This window comes from Streptococcus sp. Marseille-Q4154, from assembly GCF_916700545.1.
Taxonomy (GTDB): Bacteria; Bacillota; Bacilli; order Lactobacillales; family Streptococcaceae; genus Streptococcus; species Streptococcus infantis_I.
Genome location: NZ_CAKAKN010000001.1, coordinates 171,871 through 193,754, shown reverse-complemented (window position 1 = coordinate 193,754; position 21,884 = coordinate 171,871). Strand labels below are relative to the sequence as shown.

Here is a 21,884-nt window from a genome sequence, read left to right as displayed (position 1 = left end):
AAAGGTAGTAAGATACTCTCTTACTACCTTTTTTATTTTAAAATATTTAAATTAGTAAAATTGGAATCTATATTGTCTGTGATATTGTCTCTGCCAAATGTACACTCATAAAAATAAATAACAAAAACAACCCAAAAGTTAGATTTTTTTCTGTCTAACTTTTGAGGTGCAATTCATATGACTAAATCGTTTTCTATATATCCGAACACCTAATTTATATCACGAAAAAATGTAGTTATTTTATCTAGTTGTTAGTTCTGAGATTTTTTGATAAATATCAACTGCTTTAAATTGCTTTTTTAGGAGTAAATTCAGAGCAGGTATCCCTCGTTTTCAAAATTTTACAGATGCCAAACTATAAAAATAATTACATTTATTTGTTTAATAATGATGTTGGTACTATAATAAAGATAGATAGAGATACCGATTAATAATCAAAGAACAAAAGCTTTACCAGAGCAGATGGATATGTTTGAAAATTGTATAATTACTATTCAACTTATTTACTGGATTAACAGAATAACGAAAGGAGTATGGACCATGACTACTCAAACTTTAAGAACTGTGTTGATGTGTGTTGCGCTTGTATTGATTCTTTTCTCTGATAAATTGTTCAAGCAACATGAAAAAATCGGAAAAATAATTTGCACTATAATCGTATTAGTCGCTGCTTTGTTAAATCTGCTCTAAGTTATTTTAAGAATACAGTAATTTGTTTGTCCTGTATCCTTTTTTTCTCTATAAAACGTGCATTGATAAAAACGAATAACAAAAACACCCCCAGTTAGGGAGTGTTTCCAAGGAAAATAGCAAGATTACCTAAATTTTATTATTTAGCGTCGTCTTTTTTAAAGATGTTTTTAACACCTTCAACAGCGCCTTCAATAGCGTCTTTTGCATCTTCAGCGACTTCTTTAACTTTAGAAGCAACTTTTTCAGCAGCTCCTTCGCTTTCAAGTCCTTTGTCACCTACCAATTTACCAACGCCTTCTTTAACAGCTCCTGCTGCTTGGTTGAATTTTTCTTCTGTAGACATAAGTATGTCCTCCTTTTATTTTTTCTAAATTAGTAATTATTGAACACGTGGTTCTGCTTTGGCTGCAGCGTCTTTAACATTATCAACGCCTTGGCCAACTTTTTCTTGAACGAATTCAGCGCCTTCACTAATTTTTTCTTGTGCTGCTGCGACACCTGAACCGATACCAGATTTCACTCTAGACAATTGTTCTGACGCGAACTCGCCTGTTGATTCTGCCACGTCAGTTACACGATCTTGAAGGCTAACTGAGTCTGCTTCATATTGTTCTTTAGTTTTGATGTCAACAACATTAACGTTAACTTCAACTACTTCTAGATCAGTCATTTTCGCAACTTCTGATACGATAACGTCTTTGATTTCCTTGTATAGAGTTGGAACGTTTTTTCTGTACTCTACGATAACGTTCAAGTCAACTGCTACTTGTTCTTTACCAACTTCAACGTTAACACCGTGTGTTACATCATTAGTATTGACAAGTTTTTCTGTAAGATTTGAGAAGAATCCGCCGTCAACATGTAATAGTCCTGGGACTCTTTCTAGTGAAAGACCGATAATTTTTTGAATAACTTTATTTTCGTAAGTTAATTCTCCTCGAACATCTTTAGAAACAACAACATCTTTTTTTTCAGTTACATTTTTTTCTACGTTTGACATATGAAACTCCTTTATTTATTTAAATAATTCTTCTGTACATAGTATCCCAACCAAATTCCTAAGGCTCCACAGATTAAAACGAACAATGTTTTAAAGAAACCGAAGGATAGGATGAAGCAGGCTAGAATAATACCTACTACACCACATAGAATTGGGTATTGATATTTTTTAAACCATTCCATTTTTTACTTCCTTACTTTACACGACTAACAATTTTCTTAGCTGCTTTTTGAGGGTCATATTCTTTCACTGAAACTTCCAGTTTAACCTCTCGATCAATACCAAAGAATTCTTTCAGTCCTTGAGTGATTTCGTTTTGAACTACTTCAAATTTGTTAGCAATGTTATCTGAAAGAACAGCTGTACCTTCTACATAAACGAAACATTTCTTTTTCCGAGTATGTACCTGAATTTTGGGATTTTTGACCATCTTGTGTTCATCCAATAAACATCGAACAAACCCTTCAATAGCTGAATTTTTTAGTTTTAATTTATCGTCTTTAGTTCCAAGTTTTATTTCCAGATATTGTCTAGGATAAAACAGGATTACTAACATCCATAATAAAACTAAGATAGACAGGCCTAGAAGCCCCCAAAATACATATCTAGCGAGATAATATTCAAATGATGTCTGTCGCCAGCTAGTCAATTGAATCCCTAAATCACTAACCTGGTGGTAATCTATCAAAATAGGAAGGAAAATTGTCAAGATTAAAATACAGAAAATAAACAATAATATTTTCTTTGATTTTGACATATAAAATCCTTTCAATTAGTGCAACAAACCATAACTTTACCCGTCATTATAAATTAAAAGCTATAGTCTGCTTTCGAGTAAAACATTAACCTTTTTTACCCAAAAAGAACGATACCACAGAAACTACAATCACTGCACCAACAATAGATGGAATGATAGCCATACCAGCTAGTGAAGGTCCCCAAGTACCAAGGAGTGATTGACCTACTGATGAACCGATTAAACCAGCAAAAATATTAGCAATTACTCCCATTGAGCCACCTTTTTTAGTGATTGCTCCTGCTGCAAGGCCGATAAAGCCTCCTACAATAATGGACCACAACATAATATGCGCCTCCTTTCATAACCCAATATATCTGGGTTGATTTTAGTATATCATAATATGAGAGCGCGCTCAAATTATATGCTCACGAATATGTGCTTTAATAAAATGTCTATTTTTAAAAACAATACAAAAACGCTCTAGTCATTTTGACTAGAGCGTTTTTCTTATGTATTGATTCGAATTGAATGCTTACTTCACTTCTATAAAAAGATTAAATAATTTCTATTTTAGCTGTTAGAAACGTTGGTACATCAATGTTTTTAGAATGCTACATAATAAAAGGTAGAGTGAATGGTAGAGTAGTAAAAATAGTTGTTATCCTAGTTGATTAAAAAAATCTCTGATTTCCTCATCTTTTATAAAATAATATATAATTTTCCCCTCTCTTCTAGTATCCAAGACGTTTTGATTGGCTAGTTTACGAAGATGGTGGGAGGCAGATGCCATACTGAGATTTAGTAAACAGGCTATATCACATACACAGAGTTCTTCAACAGCAAGAAGATAAAAGATGATATTTATCTGTTTATTATCGGTAAATTTTGATAAAATGCGAAGTGATTTTTGGACTTTTTCCTTTTCAAGGTAGTTCGTTGCGGTTGTAACATTTTGTTGATTTATAACATCCACTTGACAGATACTATCTTTTTTCATAATTTTTTCTCCTAGCCGAATACAGTCCTTAGCATGTCAAAAACGTTGTTTTCAATCAGGATATATATCCCCAGTCCTAAATAAACACTGGCAATAAACCATCTGCTATATTTTTCCAAAATTTCTCCAACAGAAGGGACTTGTGCCAATTTTTGGGCAGAAAAAACCAGGAGATAAATCATGACTAGAAAAGTAAGTAAAGTTACTATCAAATTCGTTAAATTTAAGGTAGTAAAATATGGGACAAAAACACCAATATTGTCAGCACCACAACTTGCAAAAGTAATCATAGCAACTAGAAAAATCAGGTTTTTATTATCTTTGCGCAAACCATCTTTTGCAATAGCTTCTCCATCAGAATCTCCTAAAAGCAAAACTTTGAGGCCTAGGAAAATTGGAATCAAACCGAGCAAACCTAAAATCTCTTTACTAGGAATATAATTTAAGACAAATGCAAAAAGCAAACTTAGCAATATTAGACTAACAGAGCCTAGAAATTGTCCTAAATAGATGTTAATGATGTCTTTTCTGCTTTTTCTTTTGGCAAAAAATAACATTAGGATAATAAGTAAGTCTACGGCTGTCCCAGAATACAGGATTATTGAAGTAACAATATTTTGAATCATAAAATACCTCATTCAAATATATTTTTGAATGTATTTTAACATTAAACTTTGTAAATGTCAACTTCAGCTCCATCAAAATATAGATAAGAAGGTAGTGTACTAAACATTAAAAAGCCCTGCCATCGAAATGATAGCAGGGCTTAACTTCAATATCCAGATGATATATTTATCTAAAAAAGTAGAGTTTGGACTGAAATATAGTGAAATGTATTGAAATTGAAAAAAGAAAAAACGCTTGAAATCAGCGTTTTTCTTATGTATTGATTCGTATTGAATGCTTACTTCACTTCTGTAAACACAACGTGCTTGCGAAGTTTTGGTGAGTATTTCTTCAATTGAAGACGGTCTGGAGTGTTACGTTTGTTTTTAGAAGTAAGGTACAAGCGTTCACCAGATTCTTTGTGTTCAAGTGTAATATTTACGCGCATGGTATCTCCCTTCTATTATTCAGCTGATGTAGCTTTAGCAATCTTACGTCCTTTGTAGTATCCTTTAAGTGATACACGGTGTGAACGTGAGTAATCTCCAGTAGTTTCGTCAAAGTTTACAGATGGAGCTGTTACTTTGTAGTGTGTACGACGTTTGTTTTTCTTCGCTTTTGAAGTGCGACGTGCAGGTACTGCCATTTCGTTTTTCTCCTTTTAAGATATAAATTCAATTAGGTTTGATTTTCATCAACTTTAATAGTATATCAAAACTTTTTTGTAAAGTAAAGTTACTTGACAAAAAAAGTTTTATTTTTTTATCGTACACTACTGAATTGTCTGAAAATTTAAAAATTTTCTTCTGTTATTCATGTGAAAATTGTGCTATAATGGAACAAACTAAAATGGGAGGGACTTGAATGACAGAATTAGATAAACGTCACCGTAGCAGCATCTATGACAGCATGGTAAAATCACCTAACCGTGCCATGCTTCGTGCGACTGGTATGACAGATAAGGACTTTGAAACACCGATTGTTGGGGTCATTTCAACTTGGGCAGAAAACACACCATGTAATATCCATTTGCATGACTTTGGAAAATTGGCTAAAGAAGGTGTTAAATCTGCTGGTGCTTGGCCTGTGCAGTTTGGAACCATTACTGTAGCAGACGGGATTGCCATGGGAACGCCGGGTATGCGCTTCTCCCTAACGTCACGTGATATCATCGCAGACTCAATCGAAGCTGCTATGGGTGGTCATAACGTAGATGCCTTTGTAGCTATCGGGGGCTGTGATAAGAACATGCCTGGTTCTATGATTGCCATTGCCAATATGGATATCCCAGCTATTTTCGCTTACGGTGGTACTATCGCCCCTGGAAAACTGGATGGCAAAGACATCGACTTGGTTTCTGTATTTGAAGGTATCGGAAAATGGAACCACGGTGATATGACGGCTGAAGACGTCAAACGTCTGGAATGTAATGCCTGCCCTGGCCCTGGTGGTTGTGGTGGTATGTATACTGCCAATACTATGGCTACTGCTATCGAAGTTTTAGGTATGAGTTTGCCAGGCTCTTCTTCTCACCCAGCTGAATCTGCTGATAAGAAAGAAGACATCGAAGCAGCCGGTCGTGCAGTTGTCAAAATGCTTGAACTTGGTATCAAACCTTCAGATATCTTGACTCGCGAAGCCTTTGAAGATGCCATTACAGTGACAATGGCTCTCGGTGGTTCTACTAACGCCACTCTTCACTTGCTTGCTATTGCCCACGCAGCTAATGTTGACTTGTCTCTTGAGGACTTTAATACTATCCAAGAACGTGTGCCTCACTTGGCCGACTTGAAACCTTCTGGTCAGTATGTCTTCCAAGACCTCTACGAAGTTGGTGGTGTGCCTGCGGTTATGAAGTACTTGCTGGCAAATGGATTCCTTCACGGAGACCGCATCACATGTACTGGTAAGTCTGTCGCTGAAAACTTAGCTGACTTTGCAGATCTTACTCCAGGTCAAAAAGTCATCATGCCTCTTGAAAATCCTAAACGTGCGGACGGTCCGCTTATCATCTTGAACGGTAATCTTGCTCCTGACGGTGCCGTTGCCAAGGTGTCCGGTGTTAAGGTTCGTCGTCACGTTGGTCCAGCTAAGGTCTTTGACTCAGAAGAAGATGCTATCCAAGCTGTCTTGTCAGATGAAATCGTTGATGGCGACGTAGTCGTTGTTCGTTTCGTTGGACCTAAGGGTGGTCCTGGTATGCCTGAGATGCTATCACTTTCATCAATGATCGTTGGTAAAGGCCAAGGAGACAAAGTTGCCCTCTTGACAGACGGACGCTTCTCTGGTGGTACTTATGGATTGGTTGTTGGACATATCGCTCCTGAAGCTCAGGATGGTGGACCAATTGCCTACCTCCGTACAGGCGATATTGTCACTGTCGACCAAGATACTAAAGAAATTTCCATGGCCGTTTCCGATGAAGAACTTGAAAAACGCAAGGCAGAAACAACCTTGCCACCACTCTATAGCCGTGGTGTCCTCGGTAAATATGCCCATACCGTATCATCTGCTTCTCGTGGTGCCGTTACAGATTTCTGGAATATGGAACAATCGGGTAAAAAATAAGCTCTCATATTATCCTATAAAGAATTACCTTATTACAGTGGTATAATAGGCACACAAAAAGGATGAAGTTCTTACGAACTTCATCCTTTTTCATTGGAATAGGCAACAAAGTATGTTATCTACTCCACTTTTTTCTTTTTCCACAAGTAAATGAGTACGATGAGAGAAGTCATTGAAAGTACTATTCCAGTGTTTAACCCTGGTGGGCTATAACTCCATATAATCTCATGTTCTCCTTCAGTTAGTGAAACACCCATAAAGAAACCAAGAGATTTTTGAACTTCTTGATTTTGACCATCTACTGTTACACTCCAACCTGAGTGATATGGAATAGTGAAGGTTGCGAAGGATTGTTCACTATTTGGAACATTGACATGTGCTTTCACCGTTGAATTTGAATAGGAATCAATGGTGATATCATGTGTTTTTTTAAACTGTTCCAATGCATTTGTTAGCGTTGGTATATCAATTGAATAAAATTTAAAACCTCGAAAATCCCATTCTTTGGCTTTTCCTTCTTCAAAAGTGAGAGTAATCGTTTGATCTAAGTTTCCATTGCCAAGCATCCAAAATTGATTATCTCGGAATCGATTTTCATAGGGATAACTTAATCCGTTGAGCTTCACCTTTGACTTATTTACCGAACCAGCTTGTCTTTCTGGAATTTCAACAAAGTACAACTTATTTGGTTCAAGAGTCAACTTCCATTCAATGTTAGAAGATTCTCCTTCATTTGATAGAGTGTATTTGTCTCCCGACTTTGTTAAATTCGAGGTAACTGGTTCCCCAACACTCACTTCGCTTAGTGCATTTGCTCCAGATAATCCAATCACTTGTAATAGCTGATTCAAATTGGCAGCGGGTTGATGTGCTTCAAATGAGATATTCGTCGCTGAACTTTCATTAGTTAAATATCCAAGAGAAAAGGCATATGGATTACGATAAACAGCAAAGTTCTTTAACGTACCTACTTTCTCATACAATCCACGAACGTCTGAAAAAATACGTTTTTCATCTCCATCCATCATAAAGTTTGAGATTCCAAAGAATGAATCCAGAATGACATTACGACTTGTATAGTTAACAACTGATTGCGATGACGGCAATCCTAGATAGCTCAATTCCTCAATCAATGAATACTCGAGACTCGAAGTGAAATGTGATACCCCATTATAATTATAGGCAATAGGGAAGTTGGCATGAGACAAGCCCTTATGCATTTCCATCCGTGTAAATGCCTTTGAACCACTGTAACCTTCTTGGTCAAAAGCAGTAGCGTATTCCATTTGACTCTTTAATCCTTCATTACCAATGAAAAAAGGTACCCTTTTAAATCCAACAAAAGAACTGATCATTAGTTCGATAATCACCACTCCGGCTACTAATTGTAACCTACGAACTTTATCTACTTTTCTAAAGAAAAACGCTAATAAGATAGTTGTCCAAAAGCAAAATGCGAGTATTTTCTGTGGCGTTTCAACAAATTGAAGACTTCTTTGAGTCGATAATACAAGTATTGAACCAAACCCAAAAATAGCCACTAGAAACTCGCTTAATCGAAGCTTATCTTTCCATTGTAGTAAGCTTTCTGACGCCAATACCAGCATAAAGCTGTTGGCTACCCATGAATTTCTAAAGAAGAAACCAACGGGACGTTGTCCCATATGCCAAATTTGATCGAAGCCTTGAATAGAGAATGAGAGAAACAACACAAGAAGGACGACTATCGCTGACAACTTCTTAAGGAGAGTAATCTCTTTCTTAGCAAAGAATGTAAACAACCCAAAGAGAGCCAAGCCACCAATATATAGCTGCGGTAGAGCCTTTGGATCACCCCATTCTTTTTCTCCGAAGGATCCTAGAATAAATTTTTGAGGCATTGCTACTACATCATTAACGAAATCCCATGACCATGCGAAGGTACTCCCAGCGCTCGCTTTACTCTCTAACAAGGCACTAAAGACCGGCAATAACCAAAACGCTGCAATTCCTACACCAATTAGTGTAAATAAAGCAACTTTCCCCATTTTTAGTAGCGCCTCAATCAGAGGGTCATCCGTTGAGAAGATAATATAAAACGTATACAGTGCTACAAAAAGGCACATCATATAGCCTGTATAGAAATTCGTAATCAAACTAATGGAAAGAAAAATCGGTAATTTAAACGATCGCTTTCCACCCGCAATTTCTTCAATTCCTAAAAGAATCAACGGTACATAAATTAGATTATCTAAGAAATTAGGATTGTACTGTTGCGATACGATAAAGCCACTAAGAGCATACGACGAAGATAATCCTAACGATAACCAGTAATGTTTAGACACTCCTTGAAATTTCTTTTCCAAGAAATACCCAAAGACGACTCCCATTATCCCAGAACGAATTAGTGGGATTACATAACTCAAAATTTGAAATGTTGAAACCGGGAAGATTACGTATAAAAACGTGAATGGACTTAAACTATTAAAACCCCAAACACTTGGCATTGCTCCTCCAAGTGATTTCTCGAAGGACCAAAACAGACCGCCAAAATCTCCACTCCAGAACAGTTTATGTAATCCGATATATAGCGGAAAATATTGTGCAAGAAAGTCTCCACTATGTATCGAATTTTGTGAAAAGGGAGTCAACCCTAAACAAAGGAAGACCCCTAACATAACCATAAATGGAACAAAGAACAGCGAACTATATTTTAATTTCATTTTTGAAATTTTCATTATAGTCTACTCCCACTATATTAAATCCATTTTTTGTAAATTGCAAATCCATAAAGAGCGATAGATACGGTTGAGATTATAAAACCTAAAACAAATCCATCTGGCAAGTAACTCATTTCAACTGTATGCTCACCTGGCGTAATTTTATATGCCAACAGGCTATCCCAAACTCTTGCAGTTTCAACTACTTTTCCATCTACTTTAACAGTCCAACCTTTTTCAAATGGAATACTTGTCATCATCCAGGTACTGTCATCAGTAATATTCACTGTCCCTTTAAAACTACGATTATCCCAATGAGACAATTTTATTCCTTGAAGCTGACGTTCTTGAATGATACGATTTACTAATGCACCATTTGAACGAGCTAATCGTAATCCAGATAAGTCATATTCATTATCCGTTTCAATTTCAATCGTTAAATCTACAGGTTGGCCAGCAGAATTATGCGCAATTTGTATGAACTGTGTTTGTTGAAATTTATCTTGGAATTCGTAATTTTTGCCATTCAACAAGATACGAACTTTGTTTTTATCTGTATGAGATAATTTTTGCGGAATTGATACCCAATAATCTTCAGCAGATTGAGGTAATAAATGATAGGTAATCGTTCCTGGTTTAGATGAATCAATTCGTTTGTAAGTTTCTGGTTTAGATGATTCCATATTATCTAACTTCAATTCATTTGCTGCTAATATAGCTAAATAATAATCGCTCGTCGCTCCCATTGCTTGTACTATCTTATTTTGATTTTGAATCGGTTGGTGGTTCTCTAATTTTACATTCACGGTTGCATCATTAACACCATAAGCAATTGGCAAAATCAAATCTGTCTCGAAAGTCTTTGTTCTAGCCGCTTCATAAACAGGTTCTTTTGTCGTAATATCTTTACGCGTTACCATATTTCCGAATACATACAACTTGGATGTATCCGGATAATCCTCTTTAAGCACTGGTTTTGGAGTCACTAAGTATTTCACTGAGAAGAGTGCATCTTGTAGCGGAGTTCCTTGATAGTAGGTCGTTGCGTTAATTCCATTATTTCCTAAACGGTCAAATAAATCTCGCGTACTATTTTCTAAGTTGGAACTAAAAATTGATAAGCCAGGATAATCCACCATGAATGGATCATTCTTACTTAGATTAAATGATTTATTAATTCTGTAAAAATCACTGTGGTCAGGTCGAATAGGGTTAATAGCATCCTTTAATTGTAAAACAGCATCGTGATACTTGTAGGCATCTGTATAGCCAACACGTGATTGAACAAGTGCTGCATTAGCTGTTAACTCAACTACAGTCAAAGCAGCTATAATCATCCAAGCTCTTTTTACTTTAGGATAGAATAAAGCTGCAAGCAGAACCACAAAAATCAAAATCGTTGCAAGACGTTGCCAAACTGTTAAGAAAGAGTGTTGTTGTAACTGTACAATAGAAAAGATAACTGCACCGCTAATCAGCAGGAAGCTAGCTTCTCTTTTAGTAAATTTCTCCACTTCTCGTAGACTTAGATAAGCCAAATAAACTAAAAAGAAAGCAATAATCCATGAGAATCGATAGAAAAATCCAGCAGGATTTTGTCCCATATGCCACAACTTACTTGTAAATTCATGGGCACAAGAAATCAAAAACACTACGAGAACAAAACTTGCTGCAATTTTACTCCATTTTGAAATCTTACTTGAAATAAAGTAATAAAGTGTTCCTAGTAAACCAAAGCTAGCCACATATATATTTGGCAAGTTAGGTCCAGCTGGCCAAGAAGTATTATCAAAAGCTCCTAAAAAGAGTTTTGCTAAAATCTCAAACGGATTGATTTGTAACTTCCAATCAAATCTCAGAGTGCTTTGCAAGCCCCCTTTTGTTGATACCAAACTAATTAGAATTGGGAGCAATACAGCTGATACTATTCCAACAGCTAGTATAGATGCGGCAGCTAATTTCCCCAGTCTTGTTAGAATAACCTTTTTATTTCTTAAATTCTCTGAACGAATAATGTAGAACAAAGCATAAATGACCACAAAAATGCAGGTCATATAACCCATGTAAAATTGAACAAAGAGAGATAATGCCAGCATGCCAATATAGCCTCTTGGAGAATTATTATCTAGTACTTGTTCAACCCCAATTAAAACTAATGGAAGCATGATCATTCCATCATAGAAAATTGGGTTCATTTGATAACTAACATTAAACCCATTTAATGCGTAGATGGTAGCGACGATTGGAACCAAGTAGGTCTTATTCTTTAATCCATCATATCGTTTAACCAAGAAATGTGCCATGGTTAATCCCATCGCTCCATAACGTAAGGCAATAACAATTGGAACCACCCATTGGAAATTTTCTTCAGAGGTTAATAGAAAGAGTAAGTTAAATGGACTCAACAAGTTGAAGCCCCAAATCCCTAACATCCCCCCTCCAATGGATTTAGAGAAAGAGTAGAAGAAACTACTCCAATCGCCATTTAAAAATAAATGTTTGAAATAAGCATATAAGCCAATATACTGTGCGTTAAAGTCAACCGCCATGAGTGACTTTGTCCCGAAAGGAAAGAAGCCATCAATAGCCCAAGCTACAAACATAATGAGCATAGGCGCAATAAAACTTGCTAGATAGACTTTTTTCTTAGTCGTCATTTTGCTCTCCTTTCACAGTAATGTTCGTTTGGTCAACAAGATAATGTGGACGTTTCTTCACTTCATAATAAATCTTACCGATATATTCTCCGAGTACCCCAATAGAAATCAATTGAATTCCACCAAAGAGAACGACTGAGAAGATTGTAGTAAAGTATCCACTCACGAGTGAATCCGGTACTACGAGATATTGGATAAAGGTCCAAAGAACATAAACCAATGAAATTAATAAGCAGAATAAACCAAAATTAATACACATACGTAGAGGTTTATCGTTGAATGATAAAATCCCTTGAATCGCATAGTTCAATGAGAACTTCAACGAGTATTTTGTTTCACCTACAGTACGAACTTGGTTTTCATATTCGATAACTTTTTCGTTAAAGCCGATCCAAGCAAAAATTCCTTTAGAAAAACGATTGTATTCTTGCATAGATATAATGGCGTTTACAACTTTACGGCTAAACAATCGGAATTCAGAGACTCCGTCCATTAGCTCGATATCCATCATTTTATTGGCAAGTTTATAAAAATGTTTAGCTAAAAAAGTACGGTGACGTTTTTCTCCTGTACGTGTACGACGAGCACTTACAACATCGTATCCTTGCTCATAAGCTTCAATCATTTGTGGAAGCATTGCTGGTGGATGCTGCAAATCTCCATCCATTAGAATAACTGCTTCTCCTGTTGCATATTCAAGCCCTGCAATAGTTCCAGCTTCTTTCCCGAAATTCCGACTGAAGCTGATGTATTTAACACGTGAATCGCCAGCTGCGATGGCTAACATACGTTCAAAAGTACGATCCTTACTTCCGTCATTAATAAAAATAATTTCAAATTCCGCCTTTGTAATTTGATTGATTTCTTTAACCAATTCATCATACATCTTCTGAATCATATTCTCTTCGTTATAAAACGGAATTACTACAGATAATTTCATATCTATTCTACCTTATTCTTTTTATTATAATCACTTCTACTATAATAACATTTTTTTGAGTGAAGTGGTTACTCTTAACAAAAATTTTTGTTTATTGTATGAAATAAATAAACAAAAAAAAGAAAAATATAAATCAGGTCTTTAATCCCGATTCATAATTCATCTTATCACTCTATTTTTTATCGCGGAGGCAACCCTAAGGCTATACGTCCATAACGACTAATGCGTGTAATCTTCCATGCTGGAGACCAGGTAACCTCAACCTTGACATCCTCAATCCCATCAATTTGTTTTAAACCTGCCACAATCTCGATTGGTAGACTTTCTGCACAGTCACAGGCAGTATCAGTGAAGGTCATAACAACTGTACAAAGGCCAGCCTCATCTAAATGAATCTCATAAATCAATCCAAGATTGTATACATCTAACTCTACATCTGTATCATAAACTTTTTCGAGTACTTCAATGATTTGATCTTCCAATGCTAGAGCACGGTCATTAATCTTGATGTCTTCTCTCATTGCATTCCCTCCATTTTTTGATTGTTCCTATTTTCTCATAATTCTGACAATTTGGCAAGTTTTTCCCAATTCTCGTTAAAGCAAAAAAGTAGAGATACAATCTCTACTTTTTAGTGATTATTTTGATTTGACAGGTTTGTCTGCAAGAGCTTTAACAGCAGCATTAATGGTTTCTGCGTAAAGTTTTGCTCCTTCATCCTGCTTGGTCGTATCACTACCGAAGTGAACCTGGTCTGTTCCCTTCCAAATATCTGGATGATCTTTAGCGACTTGGTTCCAATCTGCTAGTGCTATATATGAATATTTTTGTGCCAGTTCACGCGCATAGTTTGCATACTGCTCAACATAAGGTTGTGTTTCCTGCGTTGTGTCTCCCTCGTATGGAGTAACTAAAACAAGTTGATGTCCTTTTGGAAGGTTTGTTATCAGCAGATCCAAATCAGCTTTATAATTTTCAGGATTATTAACGCCAGTCGCAATGACTACAATTTTAGGCAAGGCTTTATTCTGACTGTAATTCAACATCAATTCATTTGCCTGTTTGGTATTTCGACTGATCTGACCATCAATCTGCGCATCTGGTAAGATTTCTTTTAGTCCATCTGAAGCACGCAAGGTTACTGAATCACCAATGATGGATACACCCTCAGCTATATTATAGCGACTGGCTTCTGCTTGATCTGCCATGGTTTTTGTTCGGTTTATATTGGTTTGCGCCTGATTGAGACCATTAACCATCAAATCCGTTTCAAATGCGCCTACTTGAGGAGCTATCAGTATCACGATTAAAGTAATCAAACTAAGCACTCCTGCACTACCAGCAAAAATTGGTTTAATGTGCGGAATTTCTTTTGCCTTTTGCAAGAGTTCCGTAGTTTTTCCTGCTACCAAAGGTTCGATGACATAGAAAGAAAGAGTTGCGAAGATATAAGAGAAGATGGTGGTTAAAATCACTGCTAGCAGGTTGCCCATCAATTGAGAAAAGATAATATAAAACGGCCAGTGGAAAAGATAGACAGCATAGCTGGTATCCGCTAAAAAGCTGATAATCTTTGGCTCTTTGATCGTCGGTGTTTTCTCATGCAAGACGCGTGCCGCAACAATCATCAGAAGCGCTGCCAAACTTGCAAACAAGAAGCCGAGTAAATAAGCAAAGAGATATGTAAATTTCACAAAGAAGGTCAATAATAGCAAGACTCCGAGCCCAGCTCCAAAGACTAGCAAAGTCTGCTTCAAATCCAAGCTTCTATTCAAACGTTTAAAAAGTGGCGTTGCATGACGAACCCCTATTACGGTAGCAAGCACACTACCTAAGAAGAATGGATACACATGAGTTAAGCTTGAAAAGTATACTGTTGAATAAGAACTTACAATAAAACTACCGATAAACATCGAAAGGAAACTGACGATAAAGGCAGCTGATGAAAGTAGAAAGATTGTTCCTCGTAGTTGTCCGCTTGATTTTGCTCGCTTAGATAGGAACCAGACTGCCAAGCCCCACAAGATATAATAATGAACTTCAACAGCTAAGCTCCAGTTGTGAACAAAGAGGTGAGGGATAAACTGAGATTCATAACTTCCTCCTGTCAGCATTTCATAGAAGTTCGTCATAAATCCTAGAACACCGGCAATCTGCCCACCAATTCCTGCCACATAATCTTGGCGAACCAAGAAGGTGAATGGCATGATGACAAGAATCATTAAAACAACTGGCGGAAAAATCCGATAGAAACGTCTTCTAAAAAATCCTAAGATATCAATCTTCCCTTTTTGTCCAAATTCTTCTAATAAAAGTGATGTAATCAGAAAACCTGAGAAGGTAAAGAAGACGTCAACCCCAAAGAAACCTCCTGGGAAAGTCGTTTGAAAGAAATGATACAAGAGTACCAAAAGCAAACCTGTAATCCTAATCAAGGAAAACCATTTAATACGCATACGAGTCTATTCTCCATTCATTAGATTGGCAAAAAAGCCATCTAACTTTCATTCATAGTACCTTTATTTTATCAAAAAAAACAGAAAAATCCTAAGATAAAACTTAGGATTTTTAGCTGATTTCAAGCTAAATTTAGAAATTTCGCCCTGACTTGTTATAACCATATTTTTCAACAAAATGTTCACGAAATTCCAGAAGATTATCATCCATGATAGCCTGGCGAACCTGCTTCATCAGATTGAGCAAGAAATACAGATTATGGTAACTTGTCAAGCGGATACCAAAGGTTTCATCTGCCTTAAGCAAATGGCGTAGATAAGCACGGGTATAGTTCTTACATGTGTAGCAATCACACTCTGGATCAAGTGGTGTAAAGTCCTCCGCAAACTGAGCATTCTTGACTACCAAGCGACCTTGACTGGTCATACAAGTCCCGTTACGAGCGATACGAGTCGGCAAGACACAGTCAAACATATCCACACCACGAATAACCCCATCGATCAAGCTATCTGGCGCTCCTACTCCCATCAAGTAACGAGGTTTGTTCTCAGGAAGCAGTTGGGTCGTAAAGTCCAAAACTTCATTCATCTCTTCGTGGGTTTCTCCAACCGCTAGTCCTCCGATAGAGTAGCCTGGGAAGTCCATACTTACAAGATCATGAGCTGATTGACGGCGAAGATCTTCAAATCCTGCCCCCTGTACAATCCCAAATAGACCTTGATCATGTGGACGACGGTGAACCTTTAAACCACGCTCTGCCCAACGGCTAGTACGTTCAATCGATTTTTTCACATAATCATAGGGTTGATAAAATTGGGGACATTCGTCAAAGGACATCATGATGTCTGAGCCCAGATTGTTTTGAATAGAAATGGCCTTTTCAGGTGAAAGGAACATCTTAGAACCGTTGAGGTGATTCTTGAAGGTTACCCCTTCTTCTGTAATATTACGGCTGTCTGCTAGAGAGTACACTTGGAAGCCGCCGCTATCCGTTAAGATTGGTTGGTCCCAGTTCATAAACTTGTGAAGACCTCCAGCACGGGCAATGAGTTCATCCCCAGGTCGAAGCCACAAGTGATAGGTGTTGGATAGGATAATCCCTGAACCCATCTCTTTCAATTCTTCTGGCGACTGAGTCTTGACCGTTGCCTGAGTCCCTACTGGCATAAACATAGGCGTCGGGAAGGTTCCATGGGGTGTGATAATCTCACCCAAACGAGCTCCTGTGTGTTTTTCTTTTTTAATCAATCGATATTTGATTGGCGAATCTGACATTTTTTACCTCCGAAGCTGGGAAAGACAGTCCCAGTTCTTACTTTGTGCCCAGTGGCATACTGTATGATTCTATCAAAAAAAACAGGAACTGTCACGAACTATGGTATAATGAAAGAATGAAGTACCCAAAAATTAATTTAAAAGAAGTTCGCGAGCAGGCTAGACAATTTCAAGCCGAGCATCCTCGCTTGCTGCTTGTCTTTTTATTACCAAGTATTCTCTTGATTCTATCGAGCTTTATCAGACCTTTATCCCTACTTGATGAAGGCATTCTTGAACAGTCCTTCTTGAGTTTTCTAGGGATTACAATCCAGTCTGCTCTCTTTCCGATAGCCGTTGGATTTACAAGTTCCATCATCCTAGCTGGTGCCCTCTTTACCACGATTAATCTTTACAGAATTTCTGAGATAGAGCTTTCCTTTAAAGATAGTCTGTCCTTGCTTGACAACCGCTTCTTTACCCAAACTTTTCTAACGCTCTTACTCAAGCGTTTCTATCTCTTTTTATGGAGCATCCCTAATCTTTTTGGAGTCTACTTGCTCTTTTATAGCAGTGCCATGGCTCGTAAATTTGTGGAACTTCATCCCGAATTTCCATCTGTCGACGTCACCAATCCAGATATCGAACACTTCCTACTTACTTTCGCTCTCTATTTCTTTGGTAGCGTCCTAGTAATGATTTTGGGAACCATTATCTATCTGCCACAATATTATGCCTATTCCCAAGTTGAACTACTTTTATGTGACACCCTTGCAATCGGAATTGCCAAACCGAGCCGCGTGCTGCATACCAGCCGCTTTCTTATGAAAGGCTATAAGTTCCAACGCTTTGTCCTTGATTTACAACTACTTCCTTGGTATATCCTTATCTGGATTAGCTTTGGAATCGCAAGTATCTCTATCTTCCCTTATATCTATAGTAGCCAAATCTTCTTCTATCAAAGACTACTTGAAATCAAGCGGAGAAAAGTTTAACAGCAGTTATTAAAAACCAGCACCTTCATAGAAAGTGCTGGTTTTTTTATTTTAATAAGAGGATACTCAAAAGTGTTAAGATTGCTGGGCCACCTTGCTTTAGAATGATTTTTTTATCTGCTGTTAAAGCGCCATAAGTCGCTGCTCCTATGACAAACAAAACAAAGATTGTTACGATTTCTAAGCTATGCGAGAAATAAATCCCATAGATAAGAAACACCCCAATCAAAGCATTATAAATCCCTTGATTTTTAAACAGTGAGGCAACAGATGGTCGAGTCAACTCTTCCTTTCCCATATTAAAGACCCGGCTAGTTGCGTCTGATTGGGTTACCATACTCTCCAAATAAAAGATATAAAAATGTTCGAGGGCAACAATAGTTGCTAAAACAGTAGTAATGATTGACATAGTGTTCTCCTTAAAATTCTATTTTTTCTAAACCTGAGACTAGTTTTGTCAGTAAGGTTGTCAGTTCTTTCTGCTCACCAGGCGATAAGATGCTCTCCATCTGTTCCTTCACATTCAAGTGATATTTAGGCGGATTAACTAATAGTTGATTCTTGGCTTCTTGGGTTAATTCAACTAGGACTTCCCGCTGATTGATTGGATTACGCTTACGACTGACATAGCCCTCTGACTCTAAAACCTTAAAATGACGGGTCAAAGCTGCCTGGTCAATCTGTAACTTCTCTTGAACGGCAGTTTGGTTACACGGTGACTTTTGCAATAAAAACTGCAGAATTTGATAGCGGGTTAAACTAATTCCCAATTGTTTCTCAAAAAGTTGAGTAATCGTTTGATCCGTTAAATGGAGCTGGTACAGCAATTCATGTATTTCTGACATTGTTCTTTCCTCGTTGATATTTGATTTATCAATAATTGACTCATCAAGTATAATACAAATGAATTGACTTTGCAAGCCATTTGCTCAATCCGTTAAATTTGCCTGCTAGCCACAATCCCAGAAAACTAGGTTTCCAAATTTTATGTCTGGAGTTTATCTTTGCTATCTAAGAATTTGAAAATAAAAAAGAAGTGGAAACTGAATCAGTTCCCAACTTCTCGTTCATTATTAGTTCATTGATACGTGAACATGGTCATAGTGGTTTTCTGTTACGCTACCACGGTCTGGCATTGGATTCCAAGTGTAAGCTGGTCCGTATTTGCTATCAAATGGTGCGTAGAAACGTTGTTTCCAGATGATGTAGTTGATTCCACGGCTAGCCATATTTTGGATAGCATAATCTGCAATTTGATCACCGAGAGCTGAGCTAACTGGGACCATGAAATCAATCGCTAGACCTTTTCCGTGGTCACCTGGATCTCCTGGACGGTAACCACTAAATGATGTGATACCAAACAAGTTAGCTACTTCTTCTTTAAAGGCAGCAGTTTGTGGTTGGAGACCTGCATTTTCTGATTTTGTAGCTGCAATATTTGCATAATCAGGAGCAGCTGGCGCTGTATAAGTTGCTGATGCACCTTGACTTGGTTCAGCTTGGTAAGTTGCTGGAGCTGATTGAGCTTCTGTTACAGCCTCAGTTGTTGCTTCTGTTGTAGTTGTCTCCTCAACAGTAGTCGTTGTTTCTTCAACTGTTGTAGTTGGTTCAGCGACCGTAGTTGTTGGTTCAGCGACCGTAGTTGTTTCTTCAACGACAGGTGCCGCAGCTTCAGTAGTTGCTTCTGCTGTTGTTGCTTCTGACGATACTGTAGTTTCTGCTACAGCTTCAGTTTCTTCAACTGGTTGTGTCAAATCTTCGACTTGAACAGTTTGTTCATCTACTGTTACTTGATTCGTTGTTAAATCTGCTGTTGCACTTGCTACATCAGAACCAACTTCTTGAGGTGTATAAACCTCAACCTCTGTTACTTCTTCATTTTCGTTAACAGTTGTAGTCAGTACAGTTTCTGGGAAAATCAAGTCAATATTTGTGATTTTGTTCAAGTTTGCAAGGACATTTAAGTCTACTCCCAAAGCCTCTGCAATCGTGCTTAGGGTATCTCCGTACTTAATTGTGTAACTTGTTTTATTTTCGCTTTTAGCAACATCGTTTTGAATTTGCTCAACTGAACGTGGTGACCATACAATTTCTTCTGCTTGAGTCGCCAAGGTAGGGGCAAGTGATAGAGCTACTGTTGATGCTAAAATAATTCGTTTCTTCATACTATTCAAACTCCTTTTCAAATGTAGTACCTTTCTATCATAACATAAAGAAAAAAGAAAAAAAGCCCTTGGGGGGCTATTTAATAAAACTGTCTAAGCTCTGTAACAAACCACATTAATTGAAATAGTATGTATGAATTTTGTCACAAAGCTGACATATTCTCTTTCATAAAACTTTCATAAAGAGAGAGAAGGAATATCCGCTAAACAAGAAATCTGATGATTGCAATCCACTAGAGCTCCAAGGAAATTGATACTCTGGATGCCACTGTTTTGTGCAAAATAGATATCTAAGGTGCGGTCCCCTATATAAAAGGTGCGGTCTGGTTTTAAATGGTATTTGCTGATAAGGTAGGTCGCTGCTTCTGGACTTGGTTTACGAGCAAAACCGCTCTGGCTTGTCAAAATTTCTGTAAAATAAACATCCAAGCCCAAATCTCGTAAAAAAGTCAAGGCATTATCGCCTTTGTGGGTGTAAACAAATTGCTGAATTCCTTGCTGATTTGCCCAGGCTAAAACCTCGTGCGCCCCCGGCATCAAGATGACCTGGGCATTCTTTTCAGCCAAGCTCTGAGCCCGAACTTGATTGAGCCTATCAACATCCAAGCCTCTTTCTTCTGCCACTTGCATTAGTAAATCCTGGACAGAGTATTTCAAGATAAAAGCTCGAACTTTCTCCTTGTCAAAAGGAATGGAAAATTGTGCATAGGTTTCCTCGATCCCTGACAAAATAGCTTCATAGGAGTCCAATAAGGTCCCGTCTAAATCCCAAATAAAAGCCGTTTCTTGCATTTTTTATCCTTTCAATGTCATATAAGATTTGTAACGATAGCGTAGGAAAATCCAACGGAAACCATTATCCAAAAGCGTTCCTGCCCAGATACCAGGCAAACCCCAGCCAAGAACAATTCCCATCAGGTAACCAGTCCCAATACGGATGCACCACATTCCAATACTTGTCGCATAAAAGGGAAGTCGGGCATTTCCCAAACCTTGCCAGACAGCTGTATAAATGACCGTTCCCGTTGTCATAGGAGTCCCTAAAAGTGAAAAAAGAATCACTAAAACACTGGCTTTGATAGCCACAGGATCGCTGGTGTAGAGATAGCTTAGTGGTGTCCCGAGAGCATAGATACTAAGCGTTAAGGGCAACATGAGAAAGAAAGACAACCAAAAAGTTTGCTTACTTAGTCTGTCCACCCTTGCCCAATCATCCTCCCCAACTGCTCGAGCTACCTGCATGACTGTTGCTGTCGCAACACCAAAAGCAGGCATATAGTTGAACTGAGTCAAAACTTCACCGATAGCATTTCCCGCGACTGCCTCCGTCCCAAAGGAAACAACCAAGGCAATAATGACTACATCACCAGCCCTCATCATGAGACGCTCTCCTGCTGCAGGTAACGCCAAGGTCAGCAGGTCTTTATCCAGTCCAAACGTCGGTCTCATATATGGAAGTTTTAATTGTGACCACAAAATCACAACCCCGATCAAACGAGACAAAATAGTCCCCCAAGCTACACCAGCTATCCCCATATCAAGGATAAAAATGGCGACACTTGAAAAAACAATATTTAAAGCATTGGATAAAAAACTAACATAAAGCGGCAGTCGAGGATTGTGGGTAGCGCGAATCAAGGCCCCTAAACTAGTCATTAAGCCCAGGAGAACAATTGAACCACCCACCAATGACAGGTAAAGTCCACCGCTCTTAGCCACAGGCGCTTCAGTACCCAAAAGACCAATCATCTCTTGACCTGCAAAGATGGACAAGCCACCTAAAATTAAACTCAATAGCAAGGTTATCTTGAGAGCTTCTGTCACATGGTAGGCTAGTCTAGACTGATCTTTCTGTCCCAAACTTTTTGATATAACACTAGAAATTGCTGCTCCCAAGGCAATAAAAATAGCCTGATAAATGGTGATAATATTTCCAGCTACAGAAACACCCGAAATGGCGATTAACCCAAGATTAGCTACCAAGTAGCTATCTACCATCCCCATGAGCATCTGTAAGAAATTTTCACCCATGGCAGGTAAAGCTATGTTGAGAATATCCTTATTTTTCTTAAACAATCCTTCCTCCTGATGAAAAGAAACTCAGTTAGTTTCCC

General features: G+C 37.8%; 22 protein-coding genes and 1 pseudogene. 3 read left to right on the top strand and 20 right to left on the bottom strand.

From position 1 onward, the window contains the following. Positions 1–829 precede the first annotated feature (829 nt). The 7 genes from LG369_RS00940 to LG369_RS00910 all read right to left on the bottom strand — a co-directional run bounded on the left by LG369_RS00940 (position 830) and on the right by LG369_RS00910 (position 4,055). Positions 830–1,036 carry a CsbD family protein gene (locus LG369_RS00940; protein ID WP_004250682.1) on the bottom strand — a complete coding sequence of 69 codons (207 nt, stop codon included), beginning with the start codon at positions 1,034–1,036 and terminating at the stop codon, positions 830–832. A gap of 36 nt (positions 1,037–1,072) precedes the next feature. Further along, entirely contained in the window at positions 1,073–1,693 is a 621-nt protein-coding gene (locus tag LG369_RS00935) for an Asp23/Gls24 family envelope stress response protein (RefSeq protein WP_004250680.1), read from the bottom strand. An 11-nt stretch (positions 1,694–1,704) separates the two neighbouring features. Further along, positions 1,705–1,875 carry a DUF2273 domain-containing protein gene (locus LG369_RS00930; protein ID WP_004250679.1) on the bottom strand — a complete coding sequence of 57 codons (171 nt, stop codon included), beginning with the start codon at positions 1,873–1,875 and terminating at the stop codon, positions 1,705–1,707. Positions 1,876–1,886: 11 nt separating this feature from the next. Further along, the gene (gene amaP, locus LG369_RS00925; RefSeq protein WP_024053918.1) at positions 1,887–2,450 is read right to left on the bottom strand and encodes an alkaline shock response membrane anchor protein AmaP; all 564 of its coding nucleotides are present in this window, start codon (positions 2,448–2,450) and stop codon (positions 1,887–1,889) included. Positions 2,451–2,535: 85 nt separating this feature from the next. Next, positions 2,536–2,775 carry a GlsB/YeaQ/YmgE family stress response membrane protein gene (locus tag LG369_RS00920; protein ID WP_006149342.1) on the bottom strand — a complete coding sequence of 80 codons (240 nt, stop codon included), beginning with the start codon at positions 2,773–2,775 and terminating at the stop codon, positions 2,536–2,538. A 315-nt stretch (positions 2,776–3,090) separates the two neighbouring features. Further along, the gene (cadX, locus tag LG369_RS00915) at positions 3,091–3,429 is read right to left on the bottom strand and encodes a Cd(II)/Zn(II)-sensing metalloregulatory transcriptional regulator CadX (protein ID WP_225749960.1); all 339 of its coding nucleotides are present in this window, start codon (positions 3,427–3,429) and stop codon (positions 3,091–3,093) included. 11 nt (positions 3,430–3,440) lie between these two features. Continuing rightward, the gene (locus LG369_RS00910) at positions 3,441–4,055 is read right to left on the bottom strand and encodes a CadD family cadmium resistance transporter (RefSeq protein WP_318779988.1); all 615 of its coding nucleotides are present in this window, start codon (positions 4,053–4,055) and stop codon (positions 3,441–3,443) included. Between the two features lie 28 nt (positions 4,056–4,083). Here LG369_RS00910 and LG369_RS00905 point away from each other — a divergent pair. Continuing rightward, positions 4,084–4,256 (top strand): annotated as a pseudogene (locus LG369_RS00905) (FanG protein). A 77-nt stretch (positions 4,257–4,333) separates the two neighbouring features. On the opposite strand, the gene rpmG reads toward LG369_RS00905, so the two are convergent. Next, positions 4,334–4,483: a 50S ribosomal protein L33 gene (gene rpmG / locus LG369_RS00900; RefSeq protein ID WP_001265622.1), complete on the bottom strand. Its 150-nt coding sequence runs from the start codon at positions 4,481–4,483 to the stop codon at positions 4,334–4,336. 15 nt (positions 4,484–4,498) lie between these two features. Continuing rightward, complete coding sequence (gene rpmF / locus LG369_RS00895) at positions 4,499–4,681, bottom strand: 50S ribosomal protein L32 (RefSeq protein ID WP_045618073.1); 183 nt, start codon at positions 4,679–4,681, stop codon at positions 4,499–4,501. A 218-nt stretch (positions 4,682–4,899) separates the two neighbouring features. Between rpmF and ilvD the strand changes: the two genes are divergently transcribed. Further along, complete coding sequence (gene ilvD / locus LG369_RS00890) at positions 4,900–6,603, top strand: dihydroxy-acid dehydratase (RefSeq protein WP_225749958.1); 1,704 nt, start codon at positions 4,900–4,902, stop codon at positions 6,601–6,603. A 119-nt stretch (positions 6,604–6,722) separates the two neighbouring features. Here the strand turns inward: ilvD and LG369_RS00885 are convergent, their stop codons facing one another. The 6 genes from LG369_RS00885 to tgt form a co-directional block, all read right to left on the bottom strand. Continuing rightward, a complete protein-coding gene (locus LG369_RS00885) occupies positions 6,723–9,320 on the bottom strand; it encodes a YfhO family protein (RefSeq protein WP_225749957.1) in 2,598 nt (865 codons plus the stop codon). 20 nt (positions 9,321–9,340) lie between these two features. Beyond that, the gene (locus LG369_RS00880) at positions 9,341–11,959 is read right to left on the bottom strand and encodes a YfhO family protein (RefSeq protein WP_225749956.1); all 2,619 of its coding nucleotides are present in this window, start codon (positions 11,957–11,959) and stop codon (positions 9,341–9,343) included. Next, positions 11,949–12,899 (bottom strand): glycosyltransferase PgfS, encoded by a 951-nt coding sequence (gene pgfS, locus LG369_RS00875; protein WP_004250666.1) that lies wholly within the window; start codon positions 12,897–12,899, stop codon positions 11,949–11,951. The genes LG369_RS00880 and pgfS overlap by 11 nt, the downstream gene beginning before the upstream one ends. Positions 12,900–13,078: 179 nt before the next feature. After that, a complete protein-coding gene (locus LG369_RS00870) occupies positions 13,079–13,420 on the bottom strand; it encodes a metal-sulfur cluster assembly factor (RefSeq protein ID WP_004250665.1) in 342 nt (113 codons plus the stop codon). 117 nt (positions 13,421–13,537) lie between these two features. Beyond that, on the bottom strand, positions 13,538–15,355 hold the full coding sequence (locus tag LG369_RS00865) for an acyltransferase family protein (protein ID WP_225749955.1): 1,818 nt from the start codon (positions 15,353–15,355) through the stop codon (positions 13,538–13,540). A gap of 133 nt (positions 15,356–15,488) precedes the next feature. Then, a complete protein-coding gene (gene tgt / locus LG369_RS00860; RefSeq protein ID WP_225749954.1) occupies positions 15,489–16,631 on the bottom strand; it encodes a tRNA guanosine(34) transglycosylase Tgt in 1,143 nt (380 codons plus the stop codon). 116 nt (positions 16,632–16,747) lie between these two features. On the opposite strand from tgt, the gene LG369_RS00855 reads away from it, so the two are divergent. Further along, entirely contained in the window at positions 16,748–17,605 is an 858-nt protein-coding gene (locus LG369_RS00855; protein WP_036756847.1) for a DUF975 family protein, read from the top strand. A 46-nt stretch (positions 17,606–17,651) separates the two neighbouring features. Here the strand turns inward: LG369_RS00855 and LG369_RS00850 are convergent, their stop codons facing one another. The 5 genes from LG369_RS00850 to LG369_RS00830 form a co-directional block, all read right to left on the bottom strand. Further along, positions 17,652–18,014, bottom strand: a complete 363-nt coding sequence (locus tag LG369_RS00850; protein WP_070678653.1) for a DUF1304 domain-containing protein — start codon at positions 18,012–18,014, stop codon at positions 17,652–17,654. Between the two features lie 10 nt (positions 18,015–18,024). Then, positions 18,025–18,450 carry a MarR family winged helix-turn-helix transcriptional regulator gene (locus LG369_RS00845; protein WP_074324503.1) on the bottom strand — a complete coding sequence of 142 codons (426 nt, stop codon included), beginning with the start codon at positions 18,448–18,450 and terminating at the stop codon, positions 18,025–18,027. A gap of 228 nt (positions 18,451–18,678) precedes the next feature. Next, positions 18,679–19,770 carry a LysM peptidoglycan-binding domain-containing protein gene (locus LG369_RS00840; protein WP_225749953.1) on the bottom strand — a complete coding sequence of 364 codons (1,092 nt, stop codon included), beginning with the start codon at positions 19,768–19,770 and terminating at the stop codon, positions 18,679–18,681. Between the two features lie 177 nt (positions 19,771–19,947). After that, positions 19,948–20,562, bottom strand: coding sequence for an HAD family hydrolase (locus LG369_RS00835; protein ID WP_074324501.1), 615 nt, complete (start codon positions 20,560–20,562; stop codon positions 19,948–19,950). Between the two features lie 3 nt (positions 20,563–20,565). Then, on the bottom strand, positions 20,566–21,846 hold the full coding sequence (locus LG369_RS00830; RefSeq protein ID WP_074324500.1) for an MATE family efflux transporter: 1,281 nt from the start codon (positions 21,844–21,846) through the stop codon (positions 20,566–20,568). Between the last annotated feature and the right edge of the window lie 38 nt (positions 21,847–21,884).

Coding starts and splice junctions, on each gene's coding strand:
- amaP (WP_024053918.1), bottom strand. CDS start 2,450: ATGTCAAAATCAAAGAAAATATTATTGTTTATTTTCTGTATTTTAATC.
- ilvD (WP_225749958.1), top strand. CDS start 4,900: ATGACAGAATTAGATAAACGTCACCGTAGCAGCATCTATGACAGCATG.
- LG369_RS00835 (WP_074324501.1), bottom strand. CDS start 20,562: ATGCAAGAAACGGCTTTTATTTGGGATTTAGACGGGACCTTATTGGAC.
- LG369_RS00885 (WP_225749957.1), bottom strand. CDS start 9,320: ATGAAAATTTCAAAAATGAAATTAAAATATAGTTCGCTGTTCTTTGTT.
- rpmG (WP_001265622.1), bottom strand. CDS start 4,483: ATGCGCGTAAATATTACACTTGAACACAAAGAATCTGGTGAACGCTTG.
- LG369_RS00855 (WP_036756847.1), top strand. CDS start 16,748: ATGAAGTACCCAAAAATTAATTTAAAAGAAGTTCGCGAGCAGGCTAGA.
- cadX (WP_225749960.1), bottom strand. CDS start 3,429: ATGAAAAAAGATAGTATCTGTCAAGTGGATGTTATAAATCAACAAAAT.
- LG369_RS00840 (WP_225749953.1), bottom strand. CDS start 19,770: ATGAAGAAACGAATTATTTTAGCATCAACAGTAGCTCTATCACTTGCC.
- LG369_RS00845 (WP_074324503.1), bottom strand. CDS start 18,450: ATGTCAGAAATACATGAATTGCTGTACCAGCTCCATTTAACGGATCAA.
- pgfS (WP_004250666.1), bottom strand. CDS start 12,899: ATGAAATTATCTGTAGTAATTCCGTTTTATAACGAAGAGAATATGATT.
- LG369_RS00930 (WP_004250679.1), bottom strand. CDS start 1,875: ATGGAATGGTTTAAAAAATATCAATACCCAATTCTATGTGGTGTAGTA.
- LG369_RS00910 (WP_318779988.1), bottom strand. CDS start 4,055: ATGATTCAAAATATTGTTACTTCAATAATCCTGTATTCTGGGACAGCC.
- tgt (WP_225749954.1), bottom strand. CDS start 16,631: ATGTCAGATTCGCCAATCAAATATCGATTGATTAAAAAAGAAAAACAC.
- LG369_RS00940 (WP_004250682.1), bottom strand. CDS start 1,036: ATGTCTACAGAAGAAAAATTCAACCAAGCAGCAGGAGCTGTTAAAGAA.
- LG369_RS00870 (WP_004250665.1), bottom strand. CDS start 13,420: ATGAGAGAAGACATCAAGATTAATGACCGTGCTCTAGCATTGGAAGAT.
- LG369_RS00920 (WP_006149342.1), bottom strand. CDS start 2,775: ATGTTGTGGTCCATTATTGTAGGAGGCTTTATCGGCCTTGCAGCAGGA.
- LG369_RS00935 (WP_004250680.1), bottom strand. CDS start 1,693: ATGTCAAACGTAGAAAAAAATGTAACTGAAAAAAAAGATGTTGTTGTT.
- LG369_RS00850 (WP_070678653.1), bottom strand. CDS start 18,014: ATGTCAATCATTACTACTGTTTTAGCAACTATTGTTGCCCTCGAACAT.
- LG369_RS00880 (WP_225749956.1), bottom strand. CDS start 11,959: ATGACGACTAAGAAAAAAGTCTATCTAGCAAGTTTTATTGCGCCTATG.
- rpmF (WP_045618073.1), bottom strand. CDS start 4,681: ATGGCAGTACCTGCACGTCGCACTTCAAAAGCGAAGAAAAACAAACGT.
- LG369_RS00865 (WP_225749955.1), bottom strand. CDS start 15,355: ATGCGTATTAAATGGTTTTCCTTGATTAGGATTACAGGTTTGCTTTTG.